At 56.5% G+C, this 15,548-nt stretch carries 13 protein-coding genes; 7 read left to right on the top strand and 6 right to left on the bottom strand.

Features of this window, described 5'->3' with window-relative positions:
- Positions 1–46: 46 nt before the first annotated feature.
- Complete coding sequence (gene sppA / locus HG15A2_RS05535; RefSeq protein WP_145058624.1) at positions 47–1,894, bottom strand: signal peptide peptidase SppA; 1,848 nt, start codon at positions 1,892–1,894, stop codon at positions 47–49.
- 295 nt (positions 1,895–2,189) lie between these two features.
- Here sppA and HG15A2_RS05530 point away from each other — a divergent pair, with 295 nt between their 5' ends.
- The 4 genes from HG15A2_RS05530 (at position 2,190) to HG15A2_RS05515 (ending at position 7,215) form a co-directional block, all read left to right on the top strand.
- Entirely contained in the window at positions 2,190–3,395 is a 1,206-nt protein-coding gene (locus HG15A2_RS05530) for a hypothetical protein (RefSeq protein ID WP_145058622.1), read from the top strand.
- 110 nt (positions 3,396–3,505) lie between these two features.
- Complete coding sequence (locus tag HG15A2_RS05525; RefSeq protein WP_145056780.1) at positions 3,506–4,795, top strand: IS1182 family transposase; 1,290 nt, start codon at positions 3,506–3,508, stop codon at positions 4,793–4,795.
- Positions 4,796–5,136: 341 nt separating this feature from the next.
- On the top strand, positions 5,137–5,754 hold the full coding sequence (locus HG15A2_RS05520) for a non-canonical purine NTP pyrophosphatase (protein WP_145058620.1): 618 nt from the start codon (positions 5,137–5,139) through the stop codon (positions 5,752–5,754).
- 141 nt (positions 5,755–5,895) lie between these two features.
- The gene (locus tag HG15A2_RS05515) at positions 5,896–7,215 is read left to right on the top strand and encodes an amidohydrolase (RefSeq protein WP_145058618.1); all 1,320 of its coding nucleotides are present in this window, start codon (positions 5,896–5,898) and stop codon (positions 7,213–7,215) included.
- A 289-nt stretch (positions 7,216–7,504) separates the two neighbouring features.
- Here HG15A2_RS05515 and HG15A2_RS05510 read toward each other — a convergent pair whose 3' ends face one another.
- From HG15A2_RS05510 to HG15A2_RS05500, 3 genes are read right to left on the bottom strand one after another with little or no spacing between them, the layout of a single operon-like run.
- Complete coding sequence (locus HG15A2_RS05510; protein ID WP_145058616.1) at positions 7,505–8,776, bottom strand: ABC transporter permease; 1,272 nt, start codon at positions 8,774–8,776, stop codon at positions 7,505–7,507.
- A gap of 38 nt (positions 8,777–8,814) precedes the next feature.
- Entirely contained in the window at positions 8,815–9,735 is a 921-nt protein-coding gene (locus HG15A2_RS05505; protein WP_145058614.1) for an ABC transporter permease, read from the bottom strand.
- Positions 9,732–11,660 carry a peptide ABC transporter substrate-binding protein gene (locus tag HG15A2_RS05500; RefSeq protein ID WP_145058612.1) on the bottom strand — a complete coding sequence of 643 codons (1,929 nt, stop codon included), beginning with the start codon at positions 11,658–11,660 and terminating at the stop codon, positions 9,732–9,734. Before HG15A2_RS05500 ends, HG15A2_RS05505 begins: the two co-directional genes overlap by 4 nt.
- Before the next feature lie 108 nt (positions 11,661–11,768).
- Here HG15A2_RS05500 and HG15A2_RS05495 point away from each other — a divergent pair, with 108 nt between their 5' ends.
- Positions 11,769–12,263, top strand: coding sequence for a TrmH family RNA methyltransferase (locus tag HG15A2_RS05495; RefSeq protein ID WP_145058610.1), 495 nt, complete (start codon positions 11,769–11,771; stop codon positions 12,261–12,263).
- 218 nt (positions 12,264–12,481) lie between these two features.
- Complete coding sequence (locus HG15A2_RS05490) at positions 12,482–13,834, top strand: DUF3466 family protein (protein ID WP_145058608.1); 1,353 nt, start codon at positions 12,482–12,484, stop codon at positions 13,832–13,834.
- A gap of 72 nt (positions 13,835–13,906) precedes the next feature.
- Here HG15A2_RS05490 and HG15A2_RS05485 read toward each other — a convergent pair whose 3' ends face one another.
- Positions 13,907–14,272 carry a hypothetical protein gene (locus HG15A2_RS05485; RefSeq protein ID WP_145058606.1) on the bottom strand — a complete coding sequence of 122 codons (366 nt, stop codon included), beginning with the start codon at positions 14,270–14,272 and terminating at the stop codon, positions 13,907–13,909.
- Positions 14,273–14,310: 38 nt separating this feature from the next.
- Positions 14,311–14,904 (bottom strand): hypothetical protein, encoded by a 594-nt coding sequence (locus HG15A2_RS05480; RefSeq protein ID WP_145058604.1) that lies wholly within the window; start codon positions 14,902–14,904, stop codon positions 14,311–14,313.
- 167 nt (positions 14,905–15,071) lie between these two features.
- Between HG15A2_RS05480 and HG15A2_RS05475 the strand changes: the two genes are divergently transcribed.
- Positions 15,072–15,527: a hypothetical protein gene (locus HG15A2_RS05475; RefSeq protein WP_145058602.1), complete on the top strand. Its 456-nt coding sequence runs from the start codon at positions 15,072–15,074 to the stop codon at positions 15,525–15,527.
- Positions 15,528–15,548: the final 21 nt, after the last annotated feature.

Below are 15,548 nucleotides of genomic sequence, written 5' to 3'. Positions count from 1 at the left end.
CAGGGGGACGGCTAAGCCGCAAGCGGCACTGCTCAATTCCCAAAGACTATTGAATCTCCAACGTGAACGGCATCATCGTAGCGACAGGTTCTTGGAAAACGCGTTGCAGTTGCAGGACTTGTCGAAGGTGGCTTTTGAGCCCACGCGTGTTGCCGAAGAGTTCGGCGAGCAATCGCATTTCGAGGCTCACCTCTTTCTGAGCATCGGAATCCATGCCGAAAAGCGCGTCGAACGGGTTCTCAGGTTCGGGTAGGATCTTCATTTGCACATCGTCGTCGGCACCTAGGCCAGCCATGGTGCGTGCCGCCTGCACAGCATCCTTGAGCGTGCCCAGTTCATCGACCAACCCGATACGCTTCGCGTCGCGGCCGGTGTACACTTGCCCCTTGGCAAGCTCCTCGAGTGCTTCGATTTCCATGCCTCGCCCCTCGGCAGCCTTGGTGGTGAATTGCTCGTAGGTGCGTTGCATCATTGATTCAATAGCCGCGCGTTCGCTTTCGGTAAACTTCTCCGTAGCTGAGAAGATACCGCTGTTCTTGCCGCGGCTGATTGATTCGGTATCCATGCCGATCTTTTCGTACAGCCCGCCCATGGCAATTTTGCCACCGACGACGCCAATGGAACCAGTCACGGTGCCCGGCTCGGCGAAAATGCGATCGCAACCCATCGAAATGTAGTAGCCACCGCTGGCAGCCACATCGCCCATGCTGGCAATGATCGGCTTATCGGTAGCCTGCGTCGCTCGCCACATGAGGTCGCTCGCCAGGGCCGATCCGCCGGGGCTATTCACGCGAAGTACAATCGCTTTGACGTTCTCATCGGCGGCAGCTTCATTGAGCGCCTTGACGATGGTGTCCGAGCCCATCGACTGTCCGCCGAAGGGGCTGTTCTCACTCTTGCCGGACATGATTGGGCCGACCGCGTAGACGATGGCAATCTTCGGGCCCGAAGCGGTACGCTTGCTATCGCCCCCCAGCATGGCTTGGAAGAGCTTCATCATGCCCATCGGGCCTGAGAAATCGGTGTCGACCTTTTTCTTCGCGTAGTTCATGACATAGACAAGCTTGTCGGCTTTGTACTGCCCTTTCAGCCGATCGCGGAACTCGTCCGCATATTCCAATCGGTCCACCAGCCCGGCTTCCTTGGCATCCTCGGCCGTGAGAAGTCCACGGTCGATGGCCTCGCGGGCCGCTTCGACAGTCATTTGACGATCCGCCGCGATACCCGCCACGAGTTGGTCAAACAGGTCATCAATCATGGCGCTCAAGTTCTCACGAACCGGTTCGCTGAGGCTGTCACGCATCAGCGATTCTGCAGCGCCTTTGTACTCACCCACATAAATCATATCTGCCTCGACGCCTAGCTTCGCAAGCATGTCCTTGTAGAAAGTAAAATCGCCACGAACACCGGGCACAAACACCATCCCCGAACTGGGCATCACAATCTCGTCGCAGGCGGCTGCCAGTTGGTACTGTGTCGAGATAGCCGTTTCGAGATGAGCATAAACTTTCTTGCCGCTCACTTTTGCGCGTTTGATGGCGGAGCGCAACTCGTTTAGCTTGCCACGACCGACGCCGTTGTGAATCTCCAGGATGATGCCATCAATCTTCGCATCCTCGGCCGCCTTATCGATGCGGGCGATCGTCTTGCGAAGATCGACGCCCAAATCGCCGAACAGCGACATCTGCCCTGGTGACTCGGGCAGTTCGCCCTTGATGGCGATGTGGGCCAAGCGGATCTTCGTGGGCTGCTTCTCAGGTTTCTCGTCCGCCGATTTGGCGGCATCAGCTTTGTCTGCCACTGCGGAGTTCCCCTCCTTAGCCGACGAGCAGACGGGAGCGAGACATAGGGAAACAGTCAGCGATGCTAGTAGTGCTGTCAGTGATTTGGGCATGGTTTGTCCTTGTAAAGCTTGAGTTCGTCGTGGCGTGCCGAAGCTGGCGGAGCCCCGATAGCTATAGCGGGTTTGCTCAGGGAATTATACTGACCTGTCCGCGAGTATGTTCGCCTGTTTCGGGGCGTTCTTGCGGAAAAAGACTCCGAAAAAAGCCCTCGAGCGGCACTGGGAGCGAGCGATCGGGCTGGTGAAGCCAGGGGCACTTTGCTATTTTTCCCGCCGAAAAGCTGAATTTCTTCACCGCATGATTCCTCTTCACCAAAGTTGTGACGAGATCGCCAAGGACCTCGCTATGCAGAACCGATCCCTATCCACTGCTCTCTTGCTGGCCAGTTTCTGTTGCTTAAGCCTCAGCACACCTAAAGCTGAGGCCGCTCCGCTGTGGAAGCAGTTGCTCCCGCAGAAGCGTGTCGCAGCAGCGACAGATGGAGACTACGCCCTAAAACAACAGAATGGCCCCTGGCTCATCTTGGCAAGTTCCTTCAGCGGTCCAGAAGGCGAACAACAAGCGCACGACTTGGTGTTGGAACTGCGCAGCAACTACAACCTGCCAGCTTTCTACTACGGCAAGACATTCAAACAAGAAGACGACCCGGGTCGAGGATTGGATCACTACGGAGCGCCGATCCGCCGTCGTTACAATCGTGGCGACGCGGTTATTGAGCACGCAGTGCTTGTTGGCGAGTTCACATCGATCAACGATCCAGATGCCCAGGAGTTGCTCGCTCGGATAAAAACACTCCGGCCCAAGACACTCTCCGGCGACGGCACCGACACATCGCATCAAAGCCTAGGCGACTTTCGCCAAAAACTGGCTGAGAACCTGCATATGACGCAGGCGAAACCCACGACCAAGGGACCGATGGGACATGCCTTCTTGGTTCGCAACTTGTTGCTACCCAAAGAGTACTTCGTTCCCAAGGGAGTCGATGAAAGTGTGGCTAGGTGGAATGAAGGTGTGAAGCACTCGTTGCTGGATTGCCCTGGACAGTATTCGATCAAAGTCGCGACGTTCCGCGGGCGTACGTCGCTGGAAGACGTCGACAAAGTCGATACCAAGAAAACCCGTAAGGCGTCCGAAGACGATCCACTCGTCACTGGTGCAGAAAAGGCGCAGAAGCTCACGATCGCCTTGCGGAGTCGTGGCTGGGAGGCCTACGAGTTTCATGATCGCTACGAAAGTTATGTGACCGTCGGTTCCTTTGACAAGATGCACCGCACGGCAGACGGCCGCCTCGCACCTGCTACGCCAGATGCGAAAACCATTGTCGATACCTTTGGAGCTGCCACGCCGAATAACCTGTTCAATCGGCCAGCCCACGAAGACATCGTCAAGGAACAACGTGTGAAACAACAGTTTGCTCGCCAGTTTTCCAATGGCCAAGTCGCTAACGGCTTCCACCCAAAGCGTTTCATCGGTCTGCCGTTCGACATCCAGCCGCAACCGGTTGAAGTGCCCAAGCGGGCAGGGATTAGCTCGGCGTACGCTCGACGGTAGCCGTAGGGTCCGCTGTGAGCTTGTGAATTATTCAGCTACCTACTCGGCAGCTAAGAATTTAGAATCGGTGACTGCTTTGATTCTAACATGCTTTGCGATGGAGGTTCTTGATGGAACGTACCACACAGACCGGCACGGCCCGTTTTCAGCGTGCTGAGCGACGACAGATCGAGTTTCGCCCGCTCGCACTCGATCACTTGCTTGCTGAAGATCACGCAGCGCGACTGATTTGGGCCTACGTGGAAGGACTCGACCTGACGCTCTTGTATCAGAAGATTAAGGCGGTGGATGGGAATGCTGGTCGCAATCCGATCGATCCAAAGATTCTCCTCTCGTTGTGGCTCTTCGCCACCGTCGAGGGAGTCACCTCCGCTCGTCGACTCGCTAAGCTCTGCCAAGAACACTTGGCTTACCTGTGGATCTGTGGCGAAGTGAGCGTGAATTACCATACGCTGAGCGACTTTCGCACCCAACACCATGAGTTTCTCGACGACCTGCTCACTCAAAGCGTGGCCACGCTGCTGCACCAGGGACTCATTGAACTCAACAGCCTGGCCCAAGACGGGATGCGTGTTCGCGCATCGGCCAGTTCGAGTTCCTTCCGCAGGAAGCCCACCCTCGATGAATGCCTCGCCCAGGCGGAGCAACATCTGGAAACACTTCAGAGGGAGAGCGAAGAAGATGTCGGGGTTGAGAACCGTCGTGAACAGGCAGCACGGGTGCGTGCGGCTCGTGAGCGGCAGGAGCGTATTGAAGCGGCTTTAGAAGAGCGTGAAACGCTCGTTCCGAAAATGGAGCGTCGTAAGAAGGGTTCTGGTAGCGAAGCACGCGCTTCGACCACCGACCCCGAAGCACGCAAGATGAAGATGGCCGATGGGGGCTTTCGTCCGGCCTATAACGTACAGTTTGCGACGACGACCGATACGCTGGTGATTGCTGGTGTGGATGTGGTCAATGCGGGGACTGACGGTGGTCAGATGAAGCCCTTGATTGATCAACTTGAGCGGCGCTACCAGCAGGCTCCCGAGCAGTACCTGGCCGATGGGGGCTTCGTGAAGCTGGACGACATTACTGCCCTTGAGCAGGCGGGTATCACAACGTACCTGCCGATCATGGAGCAAACACGTAAGGAGTCCAAGGGGATCGACCCGTTTGCTCCGGTGAAAGGCGATAGCGAAGAGGTCAAGCGGTGGCGTGCCCGGATGGGCACTTCCACAGCGAAAGAGATCTATCAGCAGCGCAGTGCGACTGCTGAGTTCCCCAACGCCGGCTGTCGGAATCGGGGGCTGGGTCAGTTCCCGGTTCGAGGGTTGCTGAAAGCCAGAGCGATCTGTTTATGGCAGGCACTAGCGCACAACTTCCAGAGAACACTTGATTTACGGCGGCAAGCGACCGGGTAAGCTTGTGATGATCAGGCAAGGATGCCAACGCCATCGGGTCGTCAGCATCCCAAGCAACTTTAGCAAACAGGGGTGTTTAACAACGACACAACCAACCTTTCAAGAAAGAACCCCCGAGCACTAGGACCTCAGGCCCGGTTGAGAAAAATTCACGGCCTCTGTGCGCACCAGAACCCTAAATCGTGGGTGGGTACGCCTCGCTCCCCTCGACAGTACCCATCGCACAGCTGGTAAATCAAACATTGGTACGCACAGCGGACCCTACGAGTACTGGGCAGTCTCCCTATTGAAGTGGTAAGCTGATTGCTTGCACGATACTTCACTTGAGCGAGATACCCTCGATGGGCGAGACTTCTTTTCTGCTGACCCTAGGCACGACGAATATTGCCAAGGGCAAAGAACTTGTCCAGCTCTTAGGTCCTTATGGATTTGAGATCCGCACACTGGCAGATTATGACAACGCCATCGACGTTGTCGAAGATGGCGACAGTTTCGCCGAAAACGCTCGCAAGAAAGCCACGGAACAGGCCCAGCACCTGGGCTGTTGGGTGCTGGCCGACGATAGCGGTTTGGAAGTGAAATCGCTTGATGGGCGACCGGGAATCTACTCCGCTCGATTTGCCGGGCCCGAGGCTACCGATCTAGAAAACAATGCGCAGCTCTTGAAAGAGCTCGCAGACCTTTCGGCGGCGAAACGTGCCGCGAGATACTTCTGTCACGTAGCCGTTGCGGATCCTTCGGGAGAGGTTCGTGCAGAGAGCTTCGACCATTGCTGCGGGCGCATTCGCACCGAGCCCTCAGGATCGAATGGCTTCGGCTACGACCCCCTCTTTGAAGTATTAGAGTTCCACCGCACCTTCGGCCAACTGGGCCCGCATCTCAAGTCCCTGCTAAGCCATCGCGGCCGGGCCATTCGGGCGATCGTGCCGCAGCTTGTTGCACTCAAGAACAAACACTGACCGTCCACAAAAAAGGCCGCTCGCAATCGATAGATTTACGGGCGACCAAATGAACTAGAACGAGCTTCTATGTATGCCAAGAATGTAATCTTCCGATTCGGGTCTGCAAAGTCTTTGGCAGCGAATTTTCCCAAGAAACTCATGCCAATCGCTCGGCACTTTTCGCAGGTTGTTACTGCGCTGGGACTTATGTGTTTTTCGAGCGTCCTCTCCAGGGCTGAGTCCCCGGCAGCGTGGCTGGAAAGTGAGTCGGCGCAGCTTACCCAGCTTTACAAAGAGCTGCACCAGTCGCCTGAACTCTCGCTGCAGGAAGCTGAGACCGCAAAGAAAATGGCGGCCGAACTGAAGCGTCTCGGTTTCCAGACGACTCCGGAAGTCGGCGGGCACGGCGTTGTCGGTGTGTTGAAGAACGGCGCAGGCCCGACGTTGCTATTGCGAGCCGACATGGATGCTCTACCCGTCGTCGAAGAGACCAAGTTGCCTTACGCGTCTCAGGTCCGCACCAAGGACAAACGCGGCGCTACGGTCGGCGTGATGCACGCGTGTGGGCACGACATGCACATGACCAACCTCATTGGCACGCTGCGTTACCTAGTCGCGCATCGCGACGCTTGGCAAGGCACCCTCGTGGCGATCTTCCAACCGGCTGAGGAATTGGGCGCCGGCGCGAAGGCGATGCTCGCTGACGGCCTACTGGTGAAGTTCCCGCGTCCCGACTTTGCCCTCGCCTTACACGTGTCGGCCGACAGGCCGGCCGGTACGCTCGCTTGCCGCACTGGCTACGCGCTGGCGAATGTGGACAGCGTTGATATCACGCTCCGCGGTCGCGGCGGGCACGGCGCGTACCCCCACGCCACGATCGATCCCGTGGTGATGGCCGCTCGACTGGTGCTCGACTTGCAAACGATCGTAAGTCGCGAGGTGAAACCGATCGAACCGGCAGTCATAACCGTCGGCTCGATCAAGGGCGGCACTAAGCACAACGTAATCGGTGACAAGTGCGAACTGCAACTGACCGTTCGCAGCTACGCCCCAGCGACACGCAAGCAGTTGATCGAAGCAATCAAGAGAAAAACCCTCGCGACCGCCGCCAGCGCAGATGCTCCGGAGCCCGAGATTGAGGTGAGCGAAGGCACTCCGGCTCTGTGGAACGACCCCGACTTGGGCGAGCGCGTGCTACCCGCGATCACTCGCGTGCTAGGCGCCGACAACTTGCACGATGCAGAGCCCTCAATGGGCGGCGAAGACTTCGGTCGATACGGTAAAGCGGGCGTGCCGATTCTCATGATGAGCCTGGGAGCAGTCAGCCAAGAACGTCTCAACCAATACAAGGAGTCCGGCACGCCGCCCCCCTCGTTGCACTCGTCGAAGTTCTATCCCGATCCGGAGTTGACGATTAAAACAGGGGTGAAGGCGTTCACCGCTGCGGCGCTGGAACTGCTTAAGAAACCTGGGACGTAGGTGCCAACCTTGGTAGAGTGCTCGGTTAGCACCGACACTCCGGCCTCAAGAAGATATTTTTTGCTTGCTCGCATGATAGGCCGAGTGTCGGTGTTGAGGACAAGAGGCATTCGATTTGCAGAACCGGCAATCCTCCAGTGCTCCGCACACCGACACTTATCCCAGCAGTCCGTGTGAGAAGGTGACATCGCTGGCAGATAGAAAGTGTCGGTGCTACCCGCTCGGGCATTCTTCCTACTGCAAACCCCACGGCTTGTGTCAGGGGACTAGTCGTCCTCGTTCTGTAGCGCTATTCCTTACGCAGCTTCGGATCGAGCGCATCGCGCAACCCGTCGCCCAGCAGGTTCAGCGCCAAGAGTGTGCTCCCCAGTGCCAGACTCGGAAACAAGATCAACCACCAATAGATCTTCACGGGCGACATCACCTTGATTCCCTCGTTGGCCAGGAGGCCCCAGGAGACGTTCGGCGGTTCGACGCCCAGACCGAGGAAGGAAAGGAACGCCTCGAAGAGCATCACTTTGGGGATCGTGAGCGTGAGGTAGACCAACACCACGCTGAACACATTCGGCAAGATATGTCGAAAGATAATCCGGGCGTGCCCGGCACCCAAGGAGCGGGCCGCCTCGATGAAGGGTTCGTTCTTGAGGCTGATGACCTGGCCACGCACCACGCGCGACATGGTGAGCCAATAAATTGCCCCGACGACGACAAAAAAGATCGTGATTCGCCCGATTCCCCAGTAGGCCAACTCCCGAGCGACGCTCTCTTCGCCGAGAATGGTAATGATAAAGATCACCACGAAGATAAACGGGACGGAGTACAGCACATCCACAAATCGCATCATCGCATCGTCAATCCAGCCTCCGAAGTATCCCGCGACTGCGCCATAAGTCACGCCGATCACTAGCGAGACAAACGTTGCCACTAGGCCAACCACCAGCGAAACTCTCGCGCCCCAAAAGACGCGCGAGAGCAGATCGCGTCCTAGGACATCGCGTCCGCAAATGGAATTCAAACTGCGGTTGCCGAAGATAGCGTATCGCCACTTCACGAACTGCCGACTAATGCCATTCAAGGGTGCGAAGCCCAGCTTGCGGTAGGGAGCCTGGATCGTGTCTTCGATCTGGGCATGTTTACGCCGGGCCAGCTCGTAGGCTTCGTCGAAAGGGACTTGGTAGGGGGCGAGCGACTCCGCCCTTTCTTCTACGCTAGTGTCACCTGGCAACTGACGGGCCGCCTGGTCGAGTTCTTGTTCCTTTTCCCTAGCGATCCCTTGGAGCGTGACCAGCTCTTCTTGATATTGCTCAACCAGTGCCGGCGTTTCAGCGATGGCGTTGGTGTCGAGATTAAACGTATGCAACCAAACTGGCGATAGGGTTGGCTCGGTATATTGAACCGCCATCTGAACCGTATCGGGTGCCTGCAACGGCAAGAGTGGGGTAACAGCAGCCAGCAGGCCGATCACGACGAGCCAAACTAACGAGCCCATGGCGGCACGGTTGCGACGTAGCTTGCGCCACGCGTCCTTACCCAGCGAATTACCGGCCTGATTGGGTTCCATTGAAAGACTGATCCTGAAAGAAAACTAACCGTGGAAAACTAGCTGTGGGCCGAAATGCGGGGGTTTAAAAAGGCGTAAGACAGATCAACAAGCCAGTTCATGCTGTAGAGCAGTACTGTGTAAAGTAGCACCATCCCCATCGCCAAGGTGTAGTCACCCTGAATGGCTGCTTCGACAAAGTGAGTCCCCAGACCGGGTATCGCAAACACGCGTTCAATCACTAGCGATCCGGTGAGGATCCCCGCGACGGCTGGTCCTAAGTAGGATACGACTGGAAGCAACGCACTTCGCAATGCATGAACCATGACAACACGCGTTGGCCCAACACCCTTCGCGCGGGCTGTGCGTATATAGTCTTCCGAAAGCACGTCCAGCATGCTGGTTCTAGAGATTCGAGAAATCGAGGCGGCATAGGGGAGCCCCAAGCAAAAAGCAGGCAGAACCATATGTTGCCAGCTTCCCCAACCGGCTGCCGGAAACCATGAGAAAAAGAAGACGAAGACCAGAATACAGATTCCCGCGATTACGAAATTTGGGAGCGCAATTCCCGTGGTGGCCAACAGCATGAAGCCGGTATCCCAGCGCGTCCCTCGAAAGACCGCCGAGGTAACGCCCGCGATGAGCCCCAAAGTCAATGCAAAAGCCAAAGCCAAGGAACCGAGACTCAGCGAGATTGGCAATCCTTGCTCGATGACTTCTGCGACGGTGAAGTCATTCAATCGAAAGCTATGCCCGAGGTCTCCGCTGAGGATATTCCCCAGCTCCATGCGGTACTGCTCGAACGGTGTCTTGTCCAAATTAAACCGCTTGGCCATCAATCTCTCAATCTCCGGCGAGAGATTGCGTTCGCTACTCAACGGCCCATTGGGCACGGCACGCATCAGAAAGAAAGAGATGGTGAATACAACCCACAAGGTGAGTACCATCCAACCCAGTCGACGGAGCGACATGGCAATCATGGCTGCTCCTTAGCTAGTTCAAGCTTATTATTTGCTGGCTTCCCAATTCCAGGATTCGTGAACTCGTTGCTCTTGCTCTCGCGATCAATCCAGATATTCGACAACGGATGAACGTCCTGCAGGTTGTTGTAAAATCCCCGCACGTACGGCTTGACCATATTCTTGGACACATAGAAGTAAATGGGCACGATGGGCAACTCCTCCATTAATAGTCTTTCAGCTTCCTCAAAAAGACGCATTCGTTTCTGGGGGTCTGTTTCCAGAGCGGCTTCCCGAATCAGGCGGTCGTAGTCGGGGTTTCCCCAGCCGGTGTTGTTCTGATCTCCGCCAGTGACGAACATATCCAAAAAGGTGTTGGGGTCGGTGTAGTCACCAATCCAAGCCCGGCGTGCAACGTTGTAACGCATTTGCTGTTGGCTTGACTGGCAAGCGGCCCACTCTTCACTGCGGGTCTTGATGCTTATCCCAAGTTCCCGCTGCCATTGTTTGCGGATCAGCTCCGCAATACTCTGGTGGGCCTCATCGGTGTTGTAGAGAATGTCTAGCCGTGGGAAGCCTTGGCCCTTAGGAAAACCGGCTTCAGCAAGTAGCTCTTGCGCACGAGCAACATTCTTAGCCTGAGTATCGTGCACTTCGGTTTCTTGAGCCTGATAGCCCGTAATCCCCGGTGGAACCAAGCTCAACGCGGGCACTTCTCCGGCTGCTAGCAGTATTGAAGTAATTTCCTCCCGATCCAAGGCCAGCGATAGCGCACGGCGGACCCGCAAGTCGTCCAACGGTTTGCGTGTCGTGTTGAGCATATAGTAATACACGCCTAAGAAGGGAGCCGGCTTTAAGTCATTGCGAGGTGGGTCCGCCTTCAGCATGACCTTAAGCGACGGAGTGGGAACCGAGATGATCCAGTCCACTTCGTCCGTCATATAGAGATTCACCGCGGTGGTGCGAGCTTCGATAGCCAAAGCATCGACGATGTTGAGTCGCACATTCTCGCGATTCCAATACGTGTCGCTCTTGATCAGGCGAATACGATCGCGAATCCGTCGGAATCCCAGGGTGAAGGCTCCATTGCTGACAATGTTCTCCTGCTTCGTCCAACCGGGCGAACCATATTTCTCGACGCATCGCTGCTGTACGGGCGCAAACGGATAGTAGCCAACGAGCTTCAAGAAATAAGCCGTCGGAGATTCCAAGGTAATGCGCAACGTACGGGAATCGATTTCCTCAATGCCGACTTCGCGAAAGTCCAGCAGCACTTGTCGGCACCATCGGCTGTCCGCGGGGGGCTCCTGCTTGATCGCATCAGCATCGTCCGCCGCCAAGTAGCGAGTTTGTTTCCCATCGTGCTCCACGACGAATGCTTTCTCGTCATTGCCTAGCTCTTCGATCTCGACGAGTTTCCCGTGGACGAGCTCCCCCCGCAACGTGTTGATCGCATCGACCGGCAGATTCGCTTCAACTTCAACAAGGTCGCCCACCTTAAGACTGCTACTAGCCAAGCTATAGCGACGGGCGTTCTTGATGCACCACCCGAGGTAGGCATATTCCGCGATGGTGCGGGGCCCCAAGAACCGGCGCAGCGAATAGACCATGTCGCCTGCCGTCACCAGCGATCCGTCAGACCACTTGGCATCTTCGCGCAAGTGAAACGTGTAGACGAGGCCGTCGTCGGAAATCTCCCAACGCTCTGCAATGCCTGGGATCGGCTCGAGTGTCTCCGGATGCCAGCGGGTGAGCCCCTCGAAGAGCGCCCGCACGATGTTACCCTCAGGAGATCCATTCACCTTGGCCGGATCGACGCCCTTGATTTCCGAATTGTTGACAAACGTAAAGTCTGCCGGCGGCATCTGATTGCCACTAAACGCCCAGCCCAGCGAGAGGATTAGCGCGAGGGCTAGGAGGCCGAAAAACAAGCGGGAGCGGGACATAGCAATCCGTGCCTAGTTCTATTCAAATACGAAGAGATTAGCTTACCCTGTTCCCCCGCTTATCTCCAACCGTCTTTCTGCTTTCTAACCGCCACATTATCACGACGAATGTTCGAACACCAACGCCACAAACCGCCGCGTATGCTGAGCCAGCCGCGCGAATTGCTCGTGGTATGTGCACCGCTACGCAGCAACGTAAATTTGTCGAGAATCGTCCGCGCCGCCAGCTGCTGCGGCCTGACTCGCATCATCACCACGGGCAACACGAAGCTCGACAAGCGAATCGCCCGCGATGGGGCAGATGAAATAGAAATCGAAAACCGCCGCACCCTACCACCTGTGCTGCGCTCGCTCAAAGCAGAAGACTACCGCCTAGTAGGCCTCGAGCAAACAACCGACTCACACGACATGCACGAGTATCGATTCCCCCGCAAGACGGCGCTCGTGATCGGCAACGAACGCACCGGTCTGACGCCGGACGCGCTGAAACTGCTGGACGACGTGGTAGAAATCCCCGTGTGGGGGCTGCCGTTCAGTTACAACGCGGCAACCGCCACGGCGATGGCGCTCTATGAGTACTGTCGGCAATGGCCGGCGGGGTAGTGTGAGTTCGAGCTGAATGGGGCTCGGGCCAAAAAGCCGCTAGTAAGAGGGCATATCCTGCTGCTTCGCAGCATTTCACGTGATTCCATGAATTGCCACCCATCGACTGTTTGAAACAGTTATACTCGGCGCATCGCGAAGCCGTCCGAAGCAAAGTCGTTCGTACTTCGCCACCTCCTCATCGCATCTTCTTCAACCTTACAAAAAGGGAGAGTCGAATGTCTCGGAACGTCTCGCCACTGTTCGCCGTTTTGATTGGTGCGACCACTTTTCAATTCGCTGCTGCGGTGCCCCATTACGATATCAGGGATCTCACTCCCGACGGGTATACCGTTTCGCAAGCCTACGACATCAACTCCAGCGGCGACGCAGTTGGCGTCGCGGGTACTTTTGCCAACGGTCCGCTTGAAGAAGCCTATTTTTTCTATGACCACTCTGCGGGAACGTCGACCGCATTTGGCGTCGGGACCGTCAGTCCGCGTGAAGTCACCGGATTTCGCTCAGCTGCGATCAACGACTCAGGGCAGATCGCCGGGACGGCTGTATTTAGCGACTCGAGCGATCGTCGGGGTTTCGTCTACAGTGGCGGGACCAGCGGTGCGTTTACGAACTTGGGTACCCTTCCCGCCGCCACGCCTAGCGGGAACCGCCCAACGTCAGAAGCGATCGACCTCAACGCGAGTGGTATCGCCACCGGCTATGCGACTTCCGGAAGAAACAATGGCGACAATCGAGATGCTTTTGTAAGTACGTCCAACCCGATCGTCGACATCGATGGCGACCTCACCGTGGCAACACGAGACGACCGAGGCCGAGCCATTAACAACGCAGGGCTCGTGGTGGGATCGAACGAAGATACCAAGGCGACTCTATTCAGCGGGCCCACGGAAACCGTTTTGCTCGCAAGCACGGCATATGCCAGTGAGCCCTCCTTCGCGGCTGATCTCAACGAATCGGGCCAGGTCGTTGGTTGGACTGACACGACCAAAGAAGCATTTCTTTACGACTCCTCCGGCAGCGTCAAGATTCTTCCCCAGATGGGTACCGGGAATGGCATGTCCGCCAAAGCGATCAACGAAAACGGCGACATCGTCGGCGATGGCGATTCGGGTCGCACAGGCAGTGCGCGCGGATACGTGTATTTGGCTGATGATGCCACCAGCTATATTCTCGAAGACCACATTCTCGACAAAACGGTCCCGGCAGTTGCTGACTTGGGCGATTGGGGCGAGATCCGCGTCGCGTGGGGCATCAACGACGACGGCTGGATAGTTGGGCTTGGCAGGCGCCAATTTACGGGCAATTCATTTCCCACCGATCGTGCTTACTTGCTGATTCCCTCGACGGCACCTGGAGATTTCGACATCGACGGCGACATCGACGCCAACGACTTTCTCACCTGGCAACGCGACGATGGCACGGCTAGAGGATTGGCGACCTGGCAAAGCAACTACGGCTATGGTGTGTCGTCTACAGTCGTTTCGACTGCGGTTTCAACTACCGTGCCCGAACCAACGAGTTGCTTGCTATGCCTAGTAGTCATTGGAAATTGGCCTGTGAGGCGCAAGTAGTGGATTCACGCTAAGCTCGCTAGACATTTTGGTGTGGGCCGCCTTTTACCTACAACGCCTCCGGCCAACGAGCTATTCTCGTGTCAGCAGCGAGATGATCTCCACCGCAGCCAGCGTCGACTCGGGGCGCGAGCCTTTCGTGTCTTGAATTTGCCGTGAAGTCTCCACGGCATAAAGTAAGTAATGCTCTCGATAGCATTCGACAATCTGCCACGGCAGCGCGGTCACGATCTGCGGCCACAGGTCATGCGCATCGTTGTTGGCTTGCACTTCGCCCTGAATTGCGGAGAATACAGCGCTGTCGAGCTGCGAAAGTAGTTGCTGAACAACCGGATCAACCGCTTGGATTGCCAGGGAAGGCGCAGCAGTTCCGGAGAAATTGCCCTGTAAAGAGCTTGCCTGAAAATGGCCGGCGTGTTCAATACGACGAGGTGGCATAGTAAGTACTGCGTTGTAAGTTATTTTGGTCAATTCGATTAGTCGGTTTTCTTGCGTCGTTGGGAAGCTTTTCGCGAGTTGGCGCGCTTCCGTAATTCGCTCGCCCGTGAGAGTGGCCCTTCCTTAGCAACTGCCTCTGACGTCGCCGCTTTGGTTGGTGGTTCCTGAGCCTTGGTTTGGCTTTCGATGAACTCCCGCAGGCTGGCAAATTCCTCTTTCATGGCAGCTTGACGCTCAGTAGCTTGTTTGCGTAATTCCTCCATGAGAGAGGCAAGCTGAGCAGTATGTTCGCGCTCTGCGGCAAGCTCCGCCTTAGCCACGGCAGTCTCTTGCTCTAGTTCTACGAGCGTCTGGAGTTGCTCGCTGTTTTCCTCTTCGAGCTGCACAACCTCCTCACGCAGTTCAGCCAGGTCGGACTCCAAGGCTGTCGTTCTGCTCTGCGCAGCTTCCAAGGCGGCGCTATCTTGCTTGTCTTGCTGCTCGAATTGCTGTCGCTGATCTGAGAGCTGCGTTTCTTGCCGGGCCAACTCCTCCTGCCACTCAGACAGCTCTGTTTGTAGGGTTTCCAGGGCGGCAAACGAATCACGCAAGGGATCGACATAGGCTTCAGCAGTTGGTTCGGCAGTGGCCATGCAGTCTAAATCCGTGTCATTCCGCCTTCGCTCTGCCGGTGGGAGTATCGAATACCGGTGGTGGCGTGGGGTCGCGTTGCTAAAATTGAGGAAAAGATAGGGAAGAGCACGAGCGCCGAACCTTACCGAAGGCGCTGCATTAAAAGTCTAGCTCACGAAAAGTGAGCATGATCGGCAGAATCGTTTACGGGCGATTCGGCCGGTTCTTTGGCCAAGTGATTGTCGCTCGCAACGATTTTCAGGAACGCAAAGGCGCCGACGTGGCAAAAAAACAACGCACGAAAAAGCAGCAACCCGCGAAGCCGGTACTCGACGCTGACGAAACGCGCGCTAGCGTAGCGGTTACCGTGGCTTGGATGGTTTCGCTCACCATGACACTCGTGAGCGTGATTTGCACCCTGCTAGCGTCGTGGTATATGGCGGCGTATCCAGACTCGAAGCGCATGCCCCTGTTTAAAGACATCATGCTCTCCGGCGGGGCACTGATCGGCTTGATTTCGCTCGGGCTACTCGTCACGGCCTACCGGATGCGACGGCATCCTCCTCCGACCGGACTCACTGTGTTTGCCGCCTGCCTAGCGATTGCTCCCGTCGTGACGGTTGTTGCGCGCTTTTGGAGATAAACTCAGGGCGATGAGAGTTCT

This window comes from Adhaeretor mobilis (assembly GCF_007741515.1).
GTDB lineage: Bacteria > Planctomycetota > Planctomycetia > Pirellulales > Lacipirellulaceae > Adhaeretor > Adhaeretor mobilis.
The sequence above is the reverse complement of the archived record's forward strand: the minus strand, read 5'-3'. Positions and strand labels throughout refer to the sequence as shown.